Origin of the sequence: uncultured Vibrio sp., from assembly GCF_947488985.1 — a bacterium.
Taxonomy (GTDB): Bacteria; Pseudomonadota; Gammaproteobacteria; order Enterobacterales; family Vibrionaceae; genus Vibrio.
Window position 1 is genome coordinate 1 of sequence record NZ_CANLBV010000081.1, and the last position, 17,860, is coordinate 17,860.

Annotated in this window: 19 protein-coding genes; 14 read left to right on the forward strand and 5 right to left on the reverse strand. The window is 43.2% G+C overall.

Translation table 11 applies throughout. From position 1 onward, the window contains the following. Positions 1-122: 122 nt before the first annotated feature. Positions 123-488, reverse strand: coding sequence for a hypothetical protein (locus Q1A70_RS15110; RefSeq protein WP_299693244.1), 366 nt, complete (start codon positions 486-488; stop codon positions 123-125). A gap of 252 nt (positions 489-740) precedes the next feature. On the opposite strand from Q1A70_RS15110, the gene ccoN reads away from it, so the two are divergent. From ccoN to uspE, 10 genes are all read left to right on the forward strand, one after another. Further along, entirely contained in the window at positions 741-2,174 is a 1,434-nt protein-coding gene (gene ccoN / locus Q1A70_RS15115; RefSeq protein ID WP_299693248.1) for a cytochrome-c oxidase, cbb3-type subunit I, read from the forward strand. An 11-nt stretch (positions 2,175-2,185) separates the two neighbouring features. Further along, positions 2,186-2,806 (forward strand): cytochrome-c oxidase, cbb3-type subunit II, encoded by a 621-nt coding sequence (gene ccoO / locus Q1A70_RS15120; RefSeq protein WP_299693251.1) that lies wholly within the window; start codon positions 2,186-2,188, stop codon positions 2,804-2,806. A 9-nt stretch (positions 2,807-2,815) separates the two neighbouring features. Beyond that, on the forward strand, positions 2,816-2,989 hold the full coding sequence (locus Q1A70_RS15125; protein WP_248371546.1) for a cbb3-type cytochrome c oxidase subunit 3: 174 nt from the start codon (positions 2,816-2,818) through the stop codon (positions 2,987-2,989). Then, positions 2,989-3,963, forward strand: coding sequence for a cytochrome-c oxidase, cbb3-type subunit III (ccoP, locus tag Q1A70_RS15130; protein ID WP_299693260.1), 975 nt, complete (start codon positions 2,989-2,991; stop codon positions 3,961-3,963). The genes Q1A70_RS15125 and ccoP overlap by 1 nt, the downstream gene beginning before the upstream one ends. Positions 3,964-4,070: 107 nt before the next feature. Then, positions 4,071-4,550, forward strand: a complete 480-nt coding sequence (locus Q1A70_RS15135; protein ID WP_299693263.1) for a FixH family protein — start codon at positions 4,071-4,073, stop codon at positions 4,548-4,550. A gap of 7 nt (positions 4,551-4,557) precedes the next feature. Then, positions 4,558-6,930 carry a heavy metal translocating P-type ATPase metal-binding domain-containing protein gene (locus Q1A70_RS15140; RefSeq protein WP_299693267.1) on the forward strand — a complete coding sequence of 791 codons (2,373 nt, stop codon included), beginning with the start codon at positions 4,558-4,560 and terminating at the stop codon, positions 6,928-6,930. Then, entirely contained in the window at positions 6,930-7,238 is a 309-nt protein-coding gene (ccoS, locus tag Q1A70_RS15145) for a cbb3-type cytochrome oxidase assembly protein CcoS (protein ID WP_299693270.1), read from the forward strand. Before Q1A70_RS15140 ends, ccoS begins: the two co-directional genes overlap by 1 nt. Beyond that, complete coding sequence (locus Q1A70_RS15150) at positions 7,228-7,902, forward strand: sulfite exporter TauE/SafE family protein (protein ID WP_299693273.1); 675 nt, start codon at positions 7,228-7,230, stop codon at positions 7,900-7,902. The genes ccoS and Q1A70_RS15150 overlap by 11 nt, the downstream gene beginning before the upstream one ends. 86 nt (positions 7,903-7,988) lie before the next feature. Continuing rightward, on the forward strand, positions 7,989-8,735 hold the full coding sequence (locus Q1A70_RS15155) for an FNR family transcription factor (protein ID WP_299693276.1): 747 nt from the start codon (positions 7,989-7,991) through the stop codon (positions 8,733-8,735). A gap of 132 nt (positions 8,736-8,867) precedes the next feature. Continuing rightward, on the forward strand, positions 8,868-9,818 hold the full coding sequence (gene uspE / locus Q1A70_RS15160; protein ID WP_299693279.1) for a universal stress protein UspE: 951 nt from the start codon (positions 8,868-8,870) through the stop codon (positions 9,816-9,818). Positions 9,819-9,920: 102 nt separating this feature from the next. On the opposite strand, the gene ttcA is transcribed toward uspE, so the two are convergent. The 4 genes from ttcA to Q1A70_RS15180 all read right to left on the reverse strand — a co-directional run bounded on the left by ttcA (position 9,921) and on the right by Q1A70_RS15180 (position 13,534). Continuing rightward, on the reverse strand, positions 9,921-10,814 hold the full coding sequence (gene ttcA / locus Q1A70_RS15165) for a tRNA 2-thiocytidine(32) synthetase TtcA (RefSeq protein WP_299693282.1): 894 nt from the start codon (positions 10,812-10,814) through the stop codon (positions 9,921-9,923). Positions 10,815-11,079: 265 nt separating this feature from the next. Then, positions 11,080-11,730, reverse strand: a complete 651-nt coding sequence (locus tag Q1A70_RS15170; RefSeq protein WP_299693285.1) for a DUF2987 domain-containing protein — start codon at positions 11,728-11,730, stop codon at positions 11,080-11,082. Positions 11,731-11,844: 114 nt separating this feature from the next. Next, positions 11,845-12,735 (reverse strand): glucosaminidase domain-containing protein, encoded by an 891-nt coding sequence (locus Q1A70_RS15175; protein WP_299693288.1) that lies wholly within the window; start codon positions 12,733-12,735, stop codon positions 11,845-11,847. Next, positions 12,728-13,534, reverse strand: coding sequence for a hypothetical protein (locus Q1A70_RS15180; RefSeq protein WP_299693291.1), 807 nt, complete (start codon positions 13,532-13,534; stop codon positions 12,728-12,730). The genes Q1A70_RS15175 and Q1A70_RS15180 overlap by 8 nt, the downstream gene beginning before the upstream one ends. 329 nt (positions 13,535-13,863) lie before the next feature. Here Q1A70_RS15180 and potA point away from each other — a divergent pair, with 329 nt between their 5' ends. The 4 genes from potA (at position 13,864) to Q1A70_RS15200 (ending at position 17,757) form a co-directional block, all read left to right on the forward strand. Further along, positions 13,864-14,979, forward strand: coding sequence for a spermidine/putrescine ABC transporter ATP-binding protein PotA (gene potA, locus Q1A70_RS15185; RefSeq protein WP_299693295.1), 1,116 nt, complete (start codon positions 13,864-13,866; stop codon positions 14,977-14,979). Then, positions 14,963-15,820, forward strand: a complete 858-nt coding sequence (gene potB, locus Q1A70_RS15190; protein ID WP_299693298.1) for a spermidine/putrescine ABC transporter permease PotB — start codon at positions 14,963-14,965, stop codon at positions 15,818-15,820. The genes potA and potB overlap by 17 nt, the downstream gene beginning before the upstream one ends. Next, positions 15,820-16,590 (forward strand): spermidine/putrescine ABC transporter permease PotC, encoded by a 771-nt coding sequence (gene potC / locus Q1A70_RS15195; protein WP_299693301.1) that lies wholly within the window; start codon positions 15,820-15,822, stop codon positions 16,588-16,590. Before potB ends, potC begins: the two co-directional genes overlap by 1 nt. A gap of 132 nt (positions 16,591-16,722) precedes the next feature. Further along, on the forward strand, positions 16,723-17,757 hold the full coding sequence (locus Q1A70_RS15200; RefSeq protein WP_299693304.1) for an extracellular solute-binding protein: 1,035 nt from the start codon (positions 16,723-16,725) through the stop codon (positions 17,755-17,757). The last annotated feature ends 103 nt before the right edge of the window (positions 17,758-17,860 follow it).

Genomic DNA, 17,860 nt, shown 5'->3' on the forward strand with positions numbered 1-17,860 from the left:
AAACTCAGTGCATTGTTTAAGAATTAGGCAACTATGGACCAGGCATGTCTTCTATCTGAATTAAGCAACAAAACCCTGTTTTAGTGCAAGTTTCTATCAAAATAGCCTCAGTTCTCTCTTGGTTACTCTTTAGATAGCTTTATTGAAAACGTGATTATCTGTTGTGGAAATGTAACTGTTACTAAGGAATTCTTATCATTGGTTTTTATGCTCCAGCTTGACTCGTCTCGCTCAGCCAAAATACCGCTCCCATCGACACTAATAATGAAGATGCCCGTTTCAGATGTTTCAATTAAATAACCAGCCTTATCATCCACAACTGAAATATTATGCTCATCAATATTAAGTTGGCAGGGTTTTGACATTATACAGTCTATTGTTTTGTCACTATTGTATGTCACTGTTCTCCAAGTAAATACAGCTATTAAAATAACCAGCATGATGATAATTTGTACAAGCCTGCCTTTTGTTAGCTTTTGCGCTGCCATTTTAATCCTTACTCCTTGTAACAAAGTTCAAAGTTTTTAAATAAAATTTCAATTCCTGACCAAGCGTAAGGTTACTACTCTGTCATTAATTTGTTAACTCAAGTATAGTGTCCCGTTGAAAATGCCACTTTTTTTTAAAATCAGCAAGTGGAAATAAAGCCCTGAATAGGCTGAATTTCCTTTTCTAATTTGGGTGGCATTACGACGTGAGTCGTGTTGGAAGTAAAGTGTAGTAAATAAGAAATTGGAAGCATGCAAATGAGCCAAGAAAAGCAGCTTGAACAAAACTACAACTATACGGTCGTCCGTCAATTTACCCTCGTTACAATTTTGTGGGGTATTGTCGGTATGGGCGTTGGTGTTTTGATTGCCGCTCAATTAGTTTGGCCACAGCTAAACTTTGATACGCCGTGGCTGACGTACAGTCGTTTACGTCCCCTGCATACTAATGCGGTTATTTTTGCGTTCGGTACAAGTGCGCTGTTTGCAACATCATATTATGTTGTGCAACGTACCTGTCAGACGCGTCTCTTTGGTGGCCCTCTCGTAGCCTTCACCTTTTGGGGTTGGCAAGCGATTATCCTGTCCGCTGCAATTACTTTACCGTTAGGTTTAACCTCAGGTAAAGAATATGCAGAACTTGAATGGCCAATCGATATTGCTATTACGCTTGTGTGGGTAGCTTATGCGGTCGTGTTCTTTGGAACCATGATTAAGCGTAAGACATCGCACATTTATGTAGCAAACTGGTTCTTCGGAGCTTTCATTATCACGGTTGCTGTGTTGCATATCGTTAACAGCCTAGCTGTTCCTGTGTCTGCGTTTAAATCGTACTCGATTTATTCCGGCGCGGTCGATGCAATGGTGCAATGGTGGTACGGACATAATGCGGTAGGCTTCCTATTGACAGCAGGTTTCTTAGGTATGATGTATTACTTCGTTCCTAAACAAGCGGGTCGTCCTGTTTACTCTTATCGTTTGTCGATTGTTCACTTCTGGGCGCTTGTGTCTTTGTATATTTGGGCTGGTCCTCACCACCTACATTACACTGCACTTCCTGACTGGACTCAATCTCTAGGTATGGTTATGTCTTTGGTTCTGTTCGCTCCGTCTTGGGGTGGCATGATCAACGGTATTATGACTCTATCTGGTGCGTGGCATAAGCTACGTTACGACCCAATCCTACGTTTCCTCATCGTTTCTCTATCATTTTACGGCATGTCGACTTTCGAAGGCCCAATGATGGCAATCAAAACGGTTAACGCACTATCTCACTACACGGACTGGACTATCGGTCACGTTCACTCTGGTGCGTTAGGTTGGGTTGCAATGGTTTCTATTGGTTCGGTGTACCACCTAGTTCCTAAACTATTTGGTCAAGAGCGTATGTACTCTGTATCTCTGATCAATGTTCACTTCTGGTTAGCAACGATTGGTACGGTTTTCTACATTGTCGCAATGTGGATCTCAGGTGTGATGCAAGGTCTGATGTGGCGTGCAGTTAACTCTGACGGTACATTAACTTACAGTTTCGTTGAATCTGTAGAAGCATCTTACCCGTTCTACTTTGTACGTTTCATAGGTGGTTTCATCTTCCTATTTGGTATGTTCTTAATGGCATACAACACGTACAAAACGATTTCAGCACCTAAAGATAGCCTTAAAGCTATCCCTCAACCGGCTTAAGGAGATTGAGAATGAGCTCAAATTCAAATAATCGCCATGAGTTGGTAGAGAAGAACGTCGGTCTACTGGCGATTTTAATCGTTATTGCTATCAGTTTTGGTGCTTTAGTCGAAATTACCCCGCTTATTTTCCAAAAGCAGACAACTGAACCTGTAGACAATCTACGTGTTTACTCTGCTCTAGAAATGGAAGGTCGTGATATCTATATCCGCGAAGGTTGTAACGTATGTCACAGCCAAATGATTCGTCCTTTCCGCTCTGAAACCGAACGTTACGGTCACTACTCTGTAGCGGGCGAAAGTGTTTGGGAGCACCCATTTCTATGGGGTTCTAAGCGTACTGGCCCTGATCTAGCGCGTGTTGGTGAGCGTTATTCTGATGAGTGGCATCGTGTTCACCTTATCGACCCTCGTGAACTTGTTCCTGAATCAAACATGCCGGGTTTCCCATGGCTTGCTGAGAATGTACTTGATGGCAAATTGACTCAACAGAAGCTTGAACTCTTCCGCAATCAATTTGGTGTTCCTTACACAGATGAACAAATTGCTAACGCTAAACAAGATGTTGAAGGAAAAACAGAGATGGATGCAATCATCGCTTACCTTCAATCGCTTGGTCACGCAATGAAATAGGGAATAATTATGGACATTATTACATTTCAAAGTGTTTGGACTGTTACTATTTTTGCTTGTTTCATCGGCATCGTTTGGTGGGCTTTCGGTAAAAATCGTAAGTCGCGCTTCGACGAAGATGCAAACCTAGTGTTCGCTGATGAAGCACCTGCGAAAGATAAAAATCAAGGAGTGACGAAGTAATGAGTACATTCTGGAGTATTTGGATAACAGTCATCACAATCGGTACGTTGATTGGCTGTGCAGCCTTACTTCGTTGGTGTTCCAACGATAAAACAGGTGTAGAAGAAGGTCATGACATGGGCCATGAATACGATGGTATTCGTGAGCTTAATAACCCACTACCTAAATGGTGGACATACCTTTTCGTTAGCACCATTGTGTTTGCAGCTGTTTATCTAGCTCTATACCCAGGCCTTGGCAATTTTAAAGGTCTACTAGGTTGGACGAGTTCAAACCAAACAGTTCGTAGTGTAGAAGAGTCTCGCTCTGCAATCGCTGCTGCGCAAGCAAACAAACAGTTAGACGCATACGCGAAAGAACTTGATGATGCCGACACCTACTTTGGTGAAGCATTCAGAAAACTGGCTCACGACGAAAATGGCCTACGTTCTGTCCCTGACATTGCATCAGATGCTGATGCAATTAAAGTGGGCCAACGTTTGTTCCTACAAAACTGTTCTCAGTGTCACGGCTCTGATGCACGTGGTCAGAAAGGTTTCCCTAACCTAACTGATGCCGCATGGCTATATGGTGGTGAACCGCAAGCTATCGTGACGACTATCATGCAGGGGCGTGTTGGTCAAATGCCTGGCTGGAAAGATGCACTTGGTGAGCAAGGCGTTAAAGAAGTGGTTAGCTATACGCTTAGCCTTTCTGGACGTAGTGTGAACGCTCGTGAAGCACAAGCGGGTAAAGCACGTTTTGTTGTATGTGCTGCCTGTCATGGTACCGATGGCAAAGGTAATCCTGCTGTTGGTGCCCCTGACCTAACCGATCGCGATTGGTTGTTCGGTGATTCACGTGCTGAAATCACTGAAACCGTTATGTACGGTCGTTCAGGTGTGATGCCGGCTTGGAAGGATATCCTCGGTGAGGATAAGGTTCAGCTTATCTCTGCCTACGTCTGGAGTCTCAGTAACTCAGATAAAGAGTAACATAATAATAACAGCCCTTCTTAAGGGGCTGTCTTTCTTTTACAGTTGTAACCTTAAGTGCTTGTAAAAATTAGTTTAATTTCATGATGTATATTGAGAGTAATAATATGGAACAACCTTGGTATAAGCAGTTTTGGCCGTGGTTTTTGCTCTTCCTAACCGTTGGCGTTTCTATGCTAACGTTGGTTCGAGTCGCGATACTGACCAACCATTCAGTTCACGTTGTGACTGAAGATTACTATAAGAAAGGTAAAGGTATTAATGTCGACATTTCAAAAGTAAATATTGCCAAAGAGCTTGGCCTCTCCGCTTCCATTAACGAGAAAGGCAATTCAGTTATCGTTACGTTAAACAAAGGTGAGCTTGAGCATTTCCCAGCAATTAACGCGATGTTCGTTCACAGAACGCTACCTGACCGTGATTTTACTAAACTGCTAACAGCAGACGCGAAAGGCAACTATACGTTGACTCTGGACCACGAAATGCAAGGCCCATGGTTTATTGAATTGATGCCGCATGATTCTAAGTGGCTATTGCAAGGCCGCATGAACTTTCCTATCGAAACTCCTACTCAACTAACGAACTAAAAAGCTTATGTGTGAATCCTGTTATCACTGCGGTGAAGATGTACCAGCGGAAACGGATTTTAAAGTCGAGATCTTAGGGTCGACTCGTAAGATGTGTTGTCCGGGCTGCGAGACCGTAGCTCAGACAATCATTGATAGCGGTTTGGTTTCTTATTACCAATACCGCACCGCTCCAGCAGAAAAAGCTGATCTAGTGCCAGAGCAACTTCTGGCACTCACTCATTATGACAATGAAGATGTTCAACTAGAGTTCGTTCGTAACTCTGAAAATACCTCTGAGGTGACATTGTCACTTGAAGGGGTCTCTTGTGCCGCTTGTGCGTGGCTGATTGAGAAGCAAGTCTCTTCGAAAGTTGGCGTTGTCAGCATTCGGGTTAATACTACGACCAACCGCGCTCTGCTTAGTTGGGACAATACTCAGGCTAAACTGAGCGAGCTGTTGTCGGCAATCCACACCCTTGGTTACAAAGCCGCACCCTTCGAAGCGGACCAACAAGAAGCGGCCTACCATCGTTCGATGAAAAACTACTTGTATCGCCTTGGTGTTGCTGGGCTGGCAACCATGCAAGTCATGATGCTGGCAGTTGCACTCTACCTCGAAGTCTTTGGCAACCTTGAACCTGAATTCAAAAGTTACTTTCGTTGGGTGAGCTTGATCTTTGCTACACCGGTTCTGCTCTACTCTGCATTGCCTTTCTATATCAATGCATGGCGCAGTATCAAAGGCCGAATATTGGGTATGGATGTCCCTGTGTCGATCGCTCTGTTGTTTGCTTACGTTGCAAGCTTGGTCGCAACGGTGACTGAACAAGGTGAAGTATTCTTCGAATCTATTTCGATGTTCACGTTCTTTTTATTGCTTGGTCGATTCTTAGAAATGCGCGCGCGTCGCAAGGCAGCCGCCGCTAGTGGTAACTTGCTTAAGCTTGTTCCTGCTATGGCAACAACGTTAGATGGCGAACAAGTTCCGGTAAAAACCTTAAAAGTTGGCGACCAAATTCGCGTTCTTCCGGGTGAACACATTCCTGCCGATGGCAAAGTATTGTCTGGTAGAGTTCATATCGATGAATCGATGTTGACTGGCGAATCTATCCATGTGGTCAAAAACGAAGGCGACACGGTCTTTGCTGGTACATTGAATGGTGATGAGTCATTTAAATTGGAAGTGATGACATCAAAAGCGAATTCGGTGATTTCCAATATCGTTCGCCTGCAAGATGAAGCGCAATTGTCTAAACCTCGCATCGCTGAAATTGCTGACGTGGTGGCTCGTTACTTTGTTGCGGTTATCTTAGTTATTTCATTTGGTACTTGGTTCTACTGGCACCAAACTCGACCAGAAGACGCTTTCTGGATCATGCTTTCGGTGCTTGTTGCAACCTGTCCTTGTGCTCTATCACTTGCAACACCGACGGCGATTACCTGTTCGACCTCTCGTATGGGGAACTTGGGCATTTTATTGCGTAAAGGGCATGTGTTTGAAACCTTGTGCAAAGTGAATCACTTGATCATAGATAAAACGGGTACCTTAACCGAAGGTGATATTCGTATCAGCCAAATTGAAACCTTCGCTGAACTTGATAAAGACACCTGCCTGAAAGTAGCGGCGAGCCTGGAGCAACATGCTAACCACCCTATTGCGAAAGCGTTCAAGACTTATCTTTCAGATGGTATCGAAGTAGAGTCTGTCAATAACGTGATTGGCTCAGGTATTACTGGTGTGTGGAACGGTCTAGAAGTGGCAATAGGTAGTAGTGAATTCATTCTAGGTGAAGTTCAGCCATCGGAAAGTAATGGTATTTACTTGTCTCTGTCCGGTCGCCATATCGCAACATTCACTTATGAAGATCCCATTCGTAAAGAAAGCATCGAGTTTATTAAGCAATTTAAACAAGCGGGAATCAAAACGACGTTACTCACAGGCGACTCTTTGATTAACGCTAAGCCTGTTGCCGAAGAGATTGGTATTGCTGACATTGTAGCGAACGCGAAACCTGAAGATAAGCTTGCTTACCTGAACTCTCGAGATACAAGCGACATTACAATGATGGTTGGCGATGGTATTAACGATGCTCCTATTCTTGCGGGCGCTCACCTTTCCGTAGCTATGGGCGGCGGCACAGATGTGGCGAAAGCCTCTGCGGATATGGTGTTATTGGGAGATAAGCTCGATAGATTACTTAAATCACGTACTTTGGCATTAAAAACGCGTAAGATAATCCGTGAAAATCTAGCTTGGTCATTAGGATATAACCTGCTTATTCTTCCATTGGCTATCGCAGGTTTGGTTGCTCCATACATTGCCGTTGTTGGCATGTCTGCTAGCTCTATTATTGTCGTGTCTAACTCGTTAAGGCTTTTAAAAGAACAAGGTACATAATGGAAAGTTTATACATACTCATTCCAATCGCGATCGTGCTTGTGTGTATCGCAGTTGGCATCTTTCTATGGGCAGTGAAGAGTGAGCAGTTTGAAGACCTTGAGCGCCAAGGCCACAATATTCTGTTTGATGAAGACACTCACGCTAATAGCCATTCTGATAACAAACCTGTCGCGAATAAACAATCTGGTTCTGACATGAAAACTGTTACTAAAAAGAAAGCAGGCGATACAACACCGATTTCTACAGCAAGCCATGTTCACATAGAAAGCCAAACTGAATCAGGTAAAAAGAACGATGACACCTGATTGGATTGGAGCCTTTGTCGTTGGGTTGATCGGCGCAGGCCATTGCATGGGAATGTGTGGTGGTATTGCGTCGATTCTTTCGATTGGTACAAGTAAACCTTCTCCTGTTATTCCCCTACTTTATAACCTCGGGCGGCTAACCAGTTATGCTGTCACTGGGGGCTTGATTGGCGGTGCGATCTCTTCGATTGGCGAGCTCAGTGCTTTTAATGCTTTGCTCGAATGGCTTCGTTTGTTTGCTGCCTGCTTTATGATTCTCTTAGGCTTGTGTATTGGTAAATGGTGGTTCGGCTTACTGTTCTTCGAAAAAATAGGACAGAAGCTATGGCGTTATATCTCGCCTGTAGGAAAATCATTTCTCCCATTAAAGCACCCTAGCCATGCGTTGCCATTTGGCTTTATCTGGGGCTGGCTTCCATGTGGTCTTGTTTATTCAATGCTAACTTGGTCGGCCGTATCAGGAAGCTGGTACAACGGCGCCGGTATTATGCTTGCTTTTGGTTTAGGTACACTGCCTGCGATGTTAACGGTGGGTATGGGCGTGAATTTTCTCAAGAAATTGCAACAATCTGATTTATTTCGCCAATTGGGTGCAATTTTAATCCTCATGTACGGCTTTTATACTGGATTTATGGCGCTACAGCTTATTATCTATACCGTATAGCCAGTTCTATAATACCGTTTTTTTACTACCCAACTGGATCGAGGAGTGGTAAAATATTGACGTATATCAAATAGTGAAAGATTGTTATGATTTCAGAAAAGCCTGTGACGAAACGTGTTCAGTCTGGTGGCTGTGCAATCCACTGTCAGGATTGTAGTATTAGCCAGCTCTGTATTCCATTTACTTTGAATGAATCTGAACTCGATCAACTTGATCAGATCATAGAAAGAAAGAAGCCTATTCAAAAAGGCCAAGAATTATTTAAAGCCGGTGACGAGCTTAAATCTCTTTATGCTATTCGCTCTGGTACGATCAAAAGCTATACAATAACCGAGCAAGGTGATGAGCAGATTACTGCCTTCCACCTAGCGGGTGATCTTGTTGGTTTCGATGCAATTACTGGTGACGTACACCCTAGCTTTGCACAAGCACTAGAAACGTCTATGGTATGTGAAATTCCATATGATATTCTGGATGACCTATCAGGAAAAATGCCTAAATTGCGCCAGCAAATTATGCGCCTGATGAGTAACGAGATCAAAGGTGACCAAGAGATGATTCTGCTTCTTTCTAAAAAGAATGCCGAAGAGCGTCTTGCTGCTTTCCTTTATAACCTTTCGACTCGTTTCTCTCAACGTGGCTTCAGTCCAAGAGAATTTCGTTTAACGATGACTCGTGGCGATATTGGTAACTACCTTGGTCTGACCGTTGAAACCATCAGTCGACTATTAGGCCGCTTCCAGAAATCAGACATCTTAAGCGTGAAAGGGAAATACATCACTATCGAAGATCACGATGCGCTGATGGAACTTGCTGGCGTATCAAAAGAATAGTTTAGATATCAATGATGTAGTTCAATGATGAGCTACATCATATTTCTTCCTCAAAACCTCCTATATTTCTCTTAATCTCTCCATAACTGCGCTACATTATTTATATGTTCGGTCTAAAAAGTAGGCTTAGTTATGAGTATTTATAGCAAAATTTTAGTTGTCGCAGACATTAACCACGACGAGCAACCCGCCCTAGCTCGTGCTATCCAACTTGCCAAGAAAAGCACTTCAACAAGCCACATCACTTTCTTTTTGTCAATTTACGATTTTTCGTATGAAATGACCTCTATGCTCTCGATTGATGAACGAGATGCAATGCGCAAAGGTGTGATCCATCAGCGTGAAATCTGGATGAACAAAGTCGCAGAACCTTACCTTGATGATTCTATCGAATTCAATGTTGAAGTGGTTTGGCATAACCGCCCTTATGAAGCGATTATCGCTGAAATATACAGTAGTGGTCATGACATTTTGATCAAAGGAACTCGTAAGCACGATACCTTAGAATCCGTTATCTTCACTCCAACCGACTGGCATCTATTAAGAAAGTGCCCTAGCCCAGTGCTTCTTGTCAAAAATGACTTTTGGCCAGAAGATGCGAAGATCTACGCATCGGTACATGTTGGTTCAGAAACAGAAGCTCACATTGAATTAAACGATGCAATGGTTGCTCGGTTGCTTGAGATAACAGGTCGCCTTGAGGCACAGCCTTTCTTAGTCAATGCCTATCCGATCACGCCAGCAAATGTCACCATTGAATTGCCAGAGTTTGATCCAACGTCTTACACTGATGCCGTTCGCGGCCATCACTTAACTGCGATGAAGGCGCTACGTCAGAAGCATGGTATGTGTGAGGAGCAAACCGTTGTTGAGCAAGGCTTGCCAGAAGACGTAATTCCTCGTGTCGCGTCTGAGAACAGCGCTGCAATGGTGATTCTGGGCACCACGGGCCGTACAGGTTTATCGGCCGTGTTTATCGGCAATACAGCGGAACATGTTATCGACAAGATTAACTGTGACGTGTTAGCTCTTAAACCGTCTGGTTACGTGAGTCCATTAGACCCTACCCTTTCGAGAGGTTAAGTCAGCGACAAGTTTAACTTATAAAAAACGCCTCAAGGATTGCTTGAGGCGTTTTTTTATTTAGAGTTGCGCTATTCCAAATACAAAATGACCAACATCTTACTAAATGTTAGTCACGTCGATAAACATTGACTCATCAATGTTTGAAGATGAGATTTCAGCTTCTTCGAATTCGTACGCTTTGCGTTCTTCACTACGGTCTAGTGGAAGGTTCACGAAGTCAAACAGCTCGCGGTCAGCCAGTTGGCTTGGACTTACGTTCTGGATTGACTTGAAAATCTTCTCAACACGACCTGGCGTTTTCTTATCCCAATCGATCAGCATCGCTTTAATGTTCTGACGCTGTAGATTCTCTTGAGAGCCACATAGGTTACAAGGAATGATTGGGAACTCTTTGTGCTCAGCGTATTTGATTAGGTCCGTTTCACGACAGTAAGTCAGTGGACGAATAACAACGTTACGACCATCGTCTGAACGAAGCTTTGGTGGCATAGCCTTTAGGCGCGCACCGTGGAACATGTTTAGGAACATGGTCTCAACGATGTCGTCTAGGTGGTGACCAAGTGCGATCTTAGTTGCGCCGATTTTCTCTGCGAATGAGTATAAAGTACCACGACGCAGACGAGAACATAGGCCACACGTTGTTTTGCCTTCTGGCACTTTCTCTTTAACCACTGAATACGTGTCTTTATCTACGATGTAATAAGGAATGTTCAGCGTTTCAAAGTACTCAGGAAGAATATGTTCAGGGAACCCAGGTTGTTTTTGATCTAAGTTTACTGCCACAACATCAAACTTGATAGGTGCAGCTTCTCGTAAACGTAGCAAAATGTCTAGCATTGCAAATGAATCTTTACCACCACTAATACATGCCATTACTACATCATTCTCTTCGATCATGTTGTAGTCAATGATGGCATTTCCAACATTTCTTCTCAGACGTTTCTGAAGTTTGTTGAATTCAAGTGTTTCTTTTCTATTATCGTTTTGGTTCATTGCGACTCTCACACCGTCGTATTACCGACTGTAGATTGCTAGTGGGACTGTTTTAGGGCGTGGATTATACGGATTTTTATTTAAGGTTGAAATAGTAACGAATAGATAAACAAGCGGAGTATTCGAAAGATCCTGCTTTTACTGTGCGATAAGGGCGCGAATATCGAAAAGTATCCCTAAATGAACTGGCTTAAATGGGAATAAAGCAGCCTCCTCTTATCGATGAGATTGCTTTCGAAGAGCCAAAGAGACTTCTAATTATAAATTACTGTGCAGGAATATACGGCAATACGCGTACAGTTGGCTCTGGTAAGGTGATACTGTCACTTCCGTTCAGTTGCTCTAGCGTGAATTTCGCACGCCCTTCTTCAATTGGAATTTGCTTACCGTTTGCAAGCTCGATGTTGCCTTCAAGTTTGTTATCAAATTCTAGCGTTAATCCTTGAATATCGGGTGTAAACCAGCTAGAGAACATACCGCTCAAATCTTCTAGCATCGTCTGCATCTGAGGTAATAGGCTTGCTAGCTTAGTCACTTCTACCTTGCCAGCTAAAGGCTCTTGAGACATGACCACTAACGAGTACGCGCACTCTTGCTCTTGAGTTTGTACAAAAATAAGAGGGTTTGCTGAACGAAGGTTTTTGTCTACAGGTAGCAGCAGTTCATTGGCTGGAGACACTTTTAGTTCTTCGTAGTGCTCTTCTTTCTCCATCCATGCCTTGCTGATATGACAGGTTTGCTGAGCTTGTTGATCAACAAAGAAGACCGCGACTTTGACATCTTCATGCCCTTCCTTGTTGTTATTTTTAAGTTGAGTGTACAACTTTGAGTAGGTGAACATGTATTCTTGTGCCGCAGTTGGCAGTGCAACCCCAAGGGTTATCGAGGCTAATAAAGCAAGTGAAATCTTTTTCATTATTATAATCTTGTCAAGGTTGAGCGTTTAGAATGAGAAAGAGCAGCTAAATGAGCTGCTCTTTGCGTTATGTCGTTTGATGATACCTTGCTAAGTCAGGTTCAAAAATTGATATCAAGTAGCGTTACTTGTCCAGTATATCTTGTTTTGACGGATCATGGATTGTAAATCAGTCACATAGCTGGCACCACGCTCCGAATATTTTAACAGACCATTAGTGAGCTCTGTGGCGCTATCCGTTGTTAATATGTCATCACCTTGTTCGACCAGTTTTGCTCGAATCAATCTTAAATCGGCATAGGCCCTATTGCGATTGAGGTTCATGAAGTAACGGTGAACCGATTCTTGGCTTGATGAAAAGGTTGCTACTTCGTGTGTACTTCCTTCATTACGTTGTAATGGAACGAGGCCGCAACCTTGGGTGTAACACCAGTGCCCAAAGTAATTGTTCGCCTCAGTAGCAAAACGAGATGTTCCCCAAGCGGATTCATTGGCAGCTTGTGTCAGTACAAGCGCTTCTGGTAGCACGTTCACGCGGTTAAGCATTTCGGCCAACCAGACTTTATCTACCCCGTTATTGGGTACAGGCAAGCTGTATAGCTTACCTAATCTTTTCGCGTATGACAGGGTTTCTGAATCGATGCTTGCTAGGTCTGTTTGAGATACCTTGCTCAAGAAAGCTCTCTCTTTGGTGATGCGTTTGTTTTCAATATTGATGCTTGGTCGTAAGAATGAAAAAAAGGCATTCTTCTTCTGGTTAACATCTTCAATTGCAGCAAAGTTAGGCGTTGAGGAAGAAACCGTTAAATCACCAAACTGATTTTCTGGTTCTTTTTCAGGCCGATTTTCTGGTTCTTTTTCAGGCTTAACGAGCATAGTGTGTCTTCGGTCTTCTTCTTGATGGTACAGAAATGGGCCAACAAGAGAGATAGAACCAACAAGCGCAAGTGCTGTCACTTTAAGCGCTAGCGATGTGCCTGCATTGGTCTGAGTATTGTTACGCATCGAACACCTGTGGATCTTTACTATCGCTGTCGTCTTCATCTTTTGGTCTGTCTGACGCAATCAACTTCAGTTTTATGCCAAACATTTCACGATAAAGAATGCCTTTTACATGGAAGAAGAAAGGTAAAACGAAGATTAGCCCGATACCATACATCATTGCTGCGACGACAAACATCAGCATCACTAATAAATAGATAGAGGCAACTGTGAAGATTTTCTTGTTTACAGCGCGTAGAGAAAGTAGCAGTGATTGCATTGGCGGTACTTTCTTATCACAGATCAACAGAATGGAATGACTGAATGCCAGTGAGAAGTAAATCGACAAGAACGGAAGAATCATTCCTGCAATGCCTTGCAGTATCAAGCTAAACAAGGTCATTAAGATAACTGGAATGGTAAATTGCAAACCTTTGCCGATGTGGCGTACTTTGGTTTGCAGGCCAGCTGCGTGGCTCATTGCCATTAAGCTAATGCCCGCATAAATAGGCGCACTGATCACTTCATAGCTGAAGTTGGCGATAAAAATTGACTCGACGATTTGTGGTGTAAATGCTTCAGGGTTGATCACGGCGTCTAAGATAACTGCAGGATTACCAAGTTGTAGTTTCAAAGCCATATAGAAGATAGCAAGTTGCACGAACATCAGAGCAACAATCGCAGGGGAAAATGAAACAAAGTGGCTGACCGTATGTTTCCACGCCTCTTGGAATACCGCCGTAGCTTTGAGCTCATAATCGCCCGAAAGTGCACGGTCAATACTACCGCCCAAATTAAAATCTTTTTCGATGTCGTTGTTCATAATGATACCAAGGCGCGCTAATAAAACTAAGCCACCTAAACTTATGGATAAAAAATTGCCTTCATTATACTCATATATTGGATGTAAACTAAAATATGAATCTGTAACAAGGCTTGCTTTTGTGTCTTGGTGGTTAATAATTAGACACTTATTAGGGCGGGAACCCTGTCAATAACAGTATGGTAAAGGATGTTTACTTTTACCTGCGAAATTTTTTCCTCCAATAGTAAAAAGTGCTTTGAATTCACGTTTTTGGTGATTATGATGCGCGCCTTATAAAGTGTATAACAACCGGTCTCAAATAGAACCAAGGTGGAGATAAACAGACGTTGAACGCTCAAAAATCAGTAGGAGAGCCAGTCGTCCAATTAACTGGCATTAGTAAAAGTTTCGATGGTAAGGAAGTCATCGGTAATCTTGATCTAAACGTAAATCATGGCGAGTTTCTCACAATTTTAGGCCCATCAGGTTGTGGAAAAACGACGGTACTAAGAATGATTGCAGGTTTTGAAACAGCAGATAGTGGTCAAATACTATTAGCTGAACAAAACGTAACCCAAGTTCCTGCTGAACAAAGACATGTAAACACTGTCTTCCAAAGCTATGCCTTATTCCCACACATGACCGTTTTTGACAATGTGGCATTTGGCTTACGCATGCAGAAAGTGCCGAGCACCGAGATTGAGCCTCGAGTCATGGAAGCGTTAAAAATGGTGCGTCTAGAACAGATGGCACAGCGCAAACCGCATCAACTATCAGGTGGTCAACAGCAACGTATTGCCATCGCGCGTGCGGTCGTTAATAAGCCTAAAGTCTTGTTATTGGATGAATCTCTATCTGCGCTGGATTACAAACTACGTAAACAGATGCAAATCGAGCTCAAGCAACTGCAACGCCAACTTGGTATCACCTTTATTTTCGTCACGCATGACCAAGAAGAAGCCCTGTCTATGTCAGACCGCATTATTGTTATGCGTGATGGCGTGATTGAACAAGACGGCACACCAAGAGAAATCTATGAAGAGCCTAAGAACTTATTCGTAGCCCGTTTCATTGGTGAAATTAACGTCTTCGAAGCAACAGCGAAATCTCGTCAAGATGATAAACGTATTATTGCAATCATCGAGGGGGAAGAGTCTGTTATCTACCACAATAAACACATAACCGCCGGACAAAAACTGCAAGTATTACTTCGTCCTGAAGATCTTCGTATTGAAGAAATCAAAGAGTCAGAGCTGCGCGGTATTGTTGGTCACGTTGTCGAACGTACCTACAAAGGCATGACGCTCGATTCTGTGGTCGAACTCGAGTCGGAGATGCGTGTCATGGTGAGTGAATTCTTCAACGAAGATGACCCTGATGTTGACCACTCTCTGGGCCAAAAAGTGGCAGTAACGTGGGTTGATAGCTGGGAAGTGGTATTAGAAGATGAGCAAGAAGTTTAATTTACAGAACGCGATTGTTGCTCTAATCACGGGTTGGTTAGTGGTGTTCGTGATGATTCCGAACATAATGATCATCGGTACAAGCTTTTTGACCCGTGACGAAGCAAACCTTATCGAGATGACCTTCACTCTTGATAATTACATCCGTTTGGCTGACCCGCTGTATTTCAAAGTGTTGGTACACTCTTTTTATATGGCGATCATTGCGACCCTAATTTGTTTGCTGATTGGCTACCCGTTTGCGTATATCGTGGCAAAAATGCCAGTCAAGTGGCGTCCAATCATGTTGTTCTTAGTGATTGTGCCGTTTTGGACCAACTCTTTGATTCGCACTTACGGATTAAAAATAGTATTGGGTACTCAAGGTGTGTTGAACAAAAGCCTGTTAGCGCTAGATATCATTGATAAGCCACTACGTATCATGTACTCAGAAACCGCAGTCATGATTGGTTTAGTGTATATCCTACTGCCGTTCATGATTCTGCCGTTGTATTCAGCGATTGAAAAGCTCGACGATACCTATTTGGAAGCTGCAAAAGATTTAGGCGCTAATAAGCTACAAACTTTATTAAAAGTTGTTCTGCCACTGACGATGCCGGGCATTATCGGAGGTTGCCTGTTAGTGCTGTTACCTGCTTTAGGCATGTTCTATATCTCTGATCTGCTAGGCGGAGCGAAGAACCTATTGATTGGTAATGTGATTAAGAGCCAAGTGCTCAATGCTCGTGACTGGCCATTTGGTGCAGCAACAAGTATTGCGCTAACCATGGCCATGGCTGTCATGCTGTATGCCTACTACCGAGCAGGTAAGCTATTGAATAAAAAAGTGGAGCTAAACTAATGGGACGCACAGTTAAGTTCAGCTTTATGGCGTTGATATACGCTTTTCTATACCTACCCATTATTGTATTGATTGCAAACTCATTTAATGCCAATAAATTTGGTATGAAATGGGGGGGCTTTACGAGCAAGTGGTATGACGCGCTGATTAATAACGATAGCCTGATGCAGGCTGCTTGGCACTCAATCAATGTCGCAGTGTTCTCAGCTACAGCCGCAACGATTGTCGGAAGCCTGACAGCGGTCGCCCTATTCCGTTATCAGTTTAAAGGCAAAAGTGCGGTGAATGGTATGCTGTTCATTGTAATGATGTCCCCCGATATCGTTATGGCAATCTCGCTTCTCGCTCTATTTTTAGTGATGGGTGTGCAACTCGGGTTCTTTACCTTGCTTGCTGCGCACATTACCTTCTGTCTGCCGTTCGTTGTGGTCACGGTTTACAGTCGCTTGAATGGCTTTGATGTGAAGATGCTGGAAGCAGCAAAAGACTTAGGCGCGAGTGAATGGACAATTCTAAAGCAGATCATCCTACCTCTTGCTAAGCCAGCGGTAGCAGCGGGCTGGTTATTGAGCTTTACCCTGTCTTTGGACGATGTGATCATCAGCTCGTTCGTCACCGGTCCTACATACGAAATCTTACCACTGAAGATTTACTCCATGGTTAAAGTGGGGATCTCGCCTGAGGTGAATGCGCTAGCGACCGTGATGTTAGTGGTGTCGTTAATACTGGTGATTATTTCTCAGTTATTAGCGAGAGAGAAAATCAAGTAAGCCTTGTTCTATACTTAGGCTAGATTGAGAAAAATAAACAAACAAAATATTATTCATAAACAGAATGGTTAATGGCTATTCTGTTTTTTTATCTACTGCCTCCGGGCAACGTTTAGTTTGGAGCTAACGTCAATGAAAAAATGGGCTACTCTATTAGCTGGTAGTGCATACGCGCTTACAATGTTATCGGCACCGTCACTTGCAAAAGATAACAAGGAATTGGTTTTCATGAATTGGGGACCTTATATCAACAGTGGGATCTTAGAACAGTTCAGTGATGAAACTGGTATCAAGGTGATTTACTCGACTTACGAGTCGAATGAAACTTTGTACGCTAAGCTAAAAACACATAACACGGGCTATGACCTAGTGGTACCGTCGACTTACTTCATATCTAAGATGCGTGACGAAGGTATGCTTCAAAAGATCGACAAAACCAAGCTGAACAACTTTAAGAATCTAGATACAAACTACCTAGACAAGCCGTACGACCCAAGCAACGACTACTCTATTCCACACGTAGTTGCTATTACTGGTTTGGCTGTTAACACAGATATGTACGATCCAGAAGATTTCCAAAGCTGGTCTGATTTATGGAAGCCTGAGCTAGAAGGCCAATTGATGATGATGGACGACACTCGTGAAGTCTTTCATATCGCACTGCGTAAGTTAGGTTACTCCGGTAACACAACAAACGAGCAAGAGATCGACGAAGCATACGCTGAATTACAGAAGTTAATGCCGAACGTTCTTGTGTTTAACTCAGACAATCCAGGGGCGCCTTACATGTCTGGTGAGGTTGGCTTAGGTATGCTTTGGAATGGTTCGGCAGCGGCTGCACAAAATGAAGGCCTACCGATTGAACTGGTTTTCCCTAAAGAAGGTGGCATTGGTTGGGTCGATAACTTTGCAATCAGCTCTGGAGCGGTAAACGTAGAAGCGGCTCATAAAATGATCGACTTCCTACTTAGGCCAGAAATTGCAGAGCAAATCTCTCGTGACACCGGCTACCTAACTGGAGTTAAAGCGTCTAACGAGAAGTTCAAAGACAGCCCTGCTCTCTTCCCATCACAAGAAGATCTTGACCGTGTTGAATGGCAATCTTCGGTTGGTGAAAAAACGGTCAAGTACGAAAATTACTTCATGAAACTGAAAGCCGGCCAATAAGTTATCGCATTATTTGCTTATCTAATTAAGGCGTGTTGATCTTTCGTGAGTATTTTTTAAACAGCATGGTAAAGAGTTATAATTTGCTTCGCCAAAAGTAAAA

Coding starts and splice junctions, on each gene's coding strand:
- Q1A70_RS15110 (WP_299693244.1), bottom strand. CDS start 488: ATGGCAGCGCAAAAGCTAACAAAAGGCAGGCTTGTACAAATTATCATC.
- ccoN (WP_299693248.1), top strand. CDS start 741: ATGCAAATGAGCCAAGAAAAGCAGCTTGAACAAAACTACAACTATACG.
- ccoO (WP_299693251.1), top strand. CDS start 2,186: ATGAGCTCAAATTCAAATAATCGCCATGAGTTGGTAGAGAAGAACGTC.
- Q1A70_RS15125 (WP_248371546.1), top strand. CDS start 2,816: ATGGACATTATTACATTTCAAAGTGTTTGGACTGTTACTATTTTTGCT.
- ccoP (WP_299693260.1), top strand. CDS start 2,989: ATGAGTACATTCTGGAGTATTTGGATAACAGTCATCACAATCGGTACG.
- Q1A70_RS15135 (WP_299693263.1), top strand. CDS start 4,071: ATGGAACAACCTTGGTATAAGCAGTTTTGGCCGTGGTTTTTGCTCTTC.
- Q1A70_RS15140 (WP_299693267.1), top strand. CDS start 4,558: ATGTGTGAATCCTGTTATCACTGCGGTGAAGATGTACCAGCGGAAACG.
- ccoS (WP_299693270.1), top strand. CDS start 6,930: ATGGAAAGTTTATACATACTCATTCCAATCGCGATCGTGCTTGTGTGT.
- Q1A70_RS15150 (WP_299693273.1), top strand. CDS start 7,228: ATGACACCTGATTGGATTGGAGCCTTTGTCGTTGGGTTGATCGGCGCA.
- Q1A70_RS15155 (WP_299693276.1), top strand. CDS start 7,989: ATGATTTCAGAAAAGCCTGTGACGAAACGTGTTCAGTCTGGTGGCTGT.
- uspE (WP_299693279.1), top strand. CDS start 8,868: ATGAGTATTTATAGCAAAATTTTAGTTGTCGCAGACATTAACCACGAC.
- ttcA (WP_299693282.1), bottom strand. CDS start 10,814: ATGAACCAAAACGATAATAGAAAAGAAACACTTGAATTCAACAAACTT.
- Q1A70_RS15170 (WP_299693285.1), bottom strand. CDS start 11,730: ATGAAAAAGATTTCACTTGCTTTATTAGCCTCGATAACCCTTGGGGTT.
- Q1A70_RS15175 (WP_299693288.1), bottom strand. CDS start 12,735: ATGCGTAACAATACTCAGACCAATGCAGGCACATCGCTAGCGCTTAAA.
- Q1A70_RS15180 (WP_299693291.1), bottom strand. CDS start 13,534: ATGAACAACGACATCGAAAAAGATTTTAATTTGGGCGGTAGTATTGAC.
- potB (WP_299693298.1), top strand. CDS start 14,963: ATGAGCAAGAAGTTTAATTTACAGAACGCGATTGTTGCTCTAATCACG.
- potC (WP_299693301.1), top strand. CDS start 15,820: ATGGGACGCACAGTTAAGTTCAGCTTTATGGCGTTGATATACGCTTTT.
- Q1A70_RS15200 (WP_299693304.1), top strand. CDS start 16,723: ATGAAAAAATGGGCTACTCTATTAGCTGGTAGTGCATACGCGCTTACA.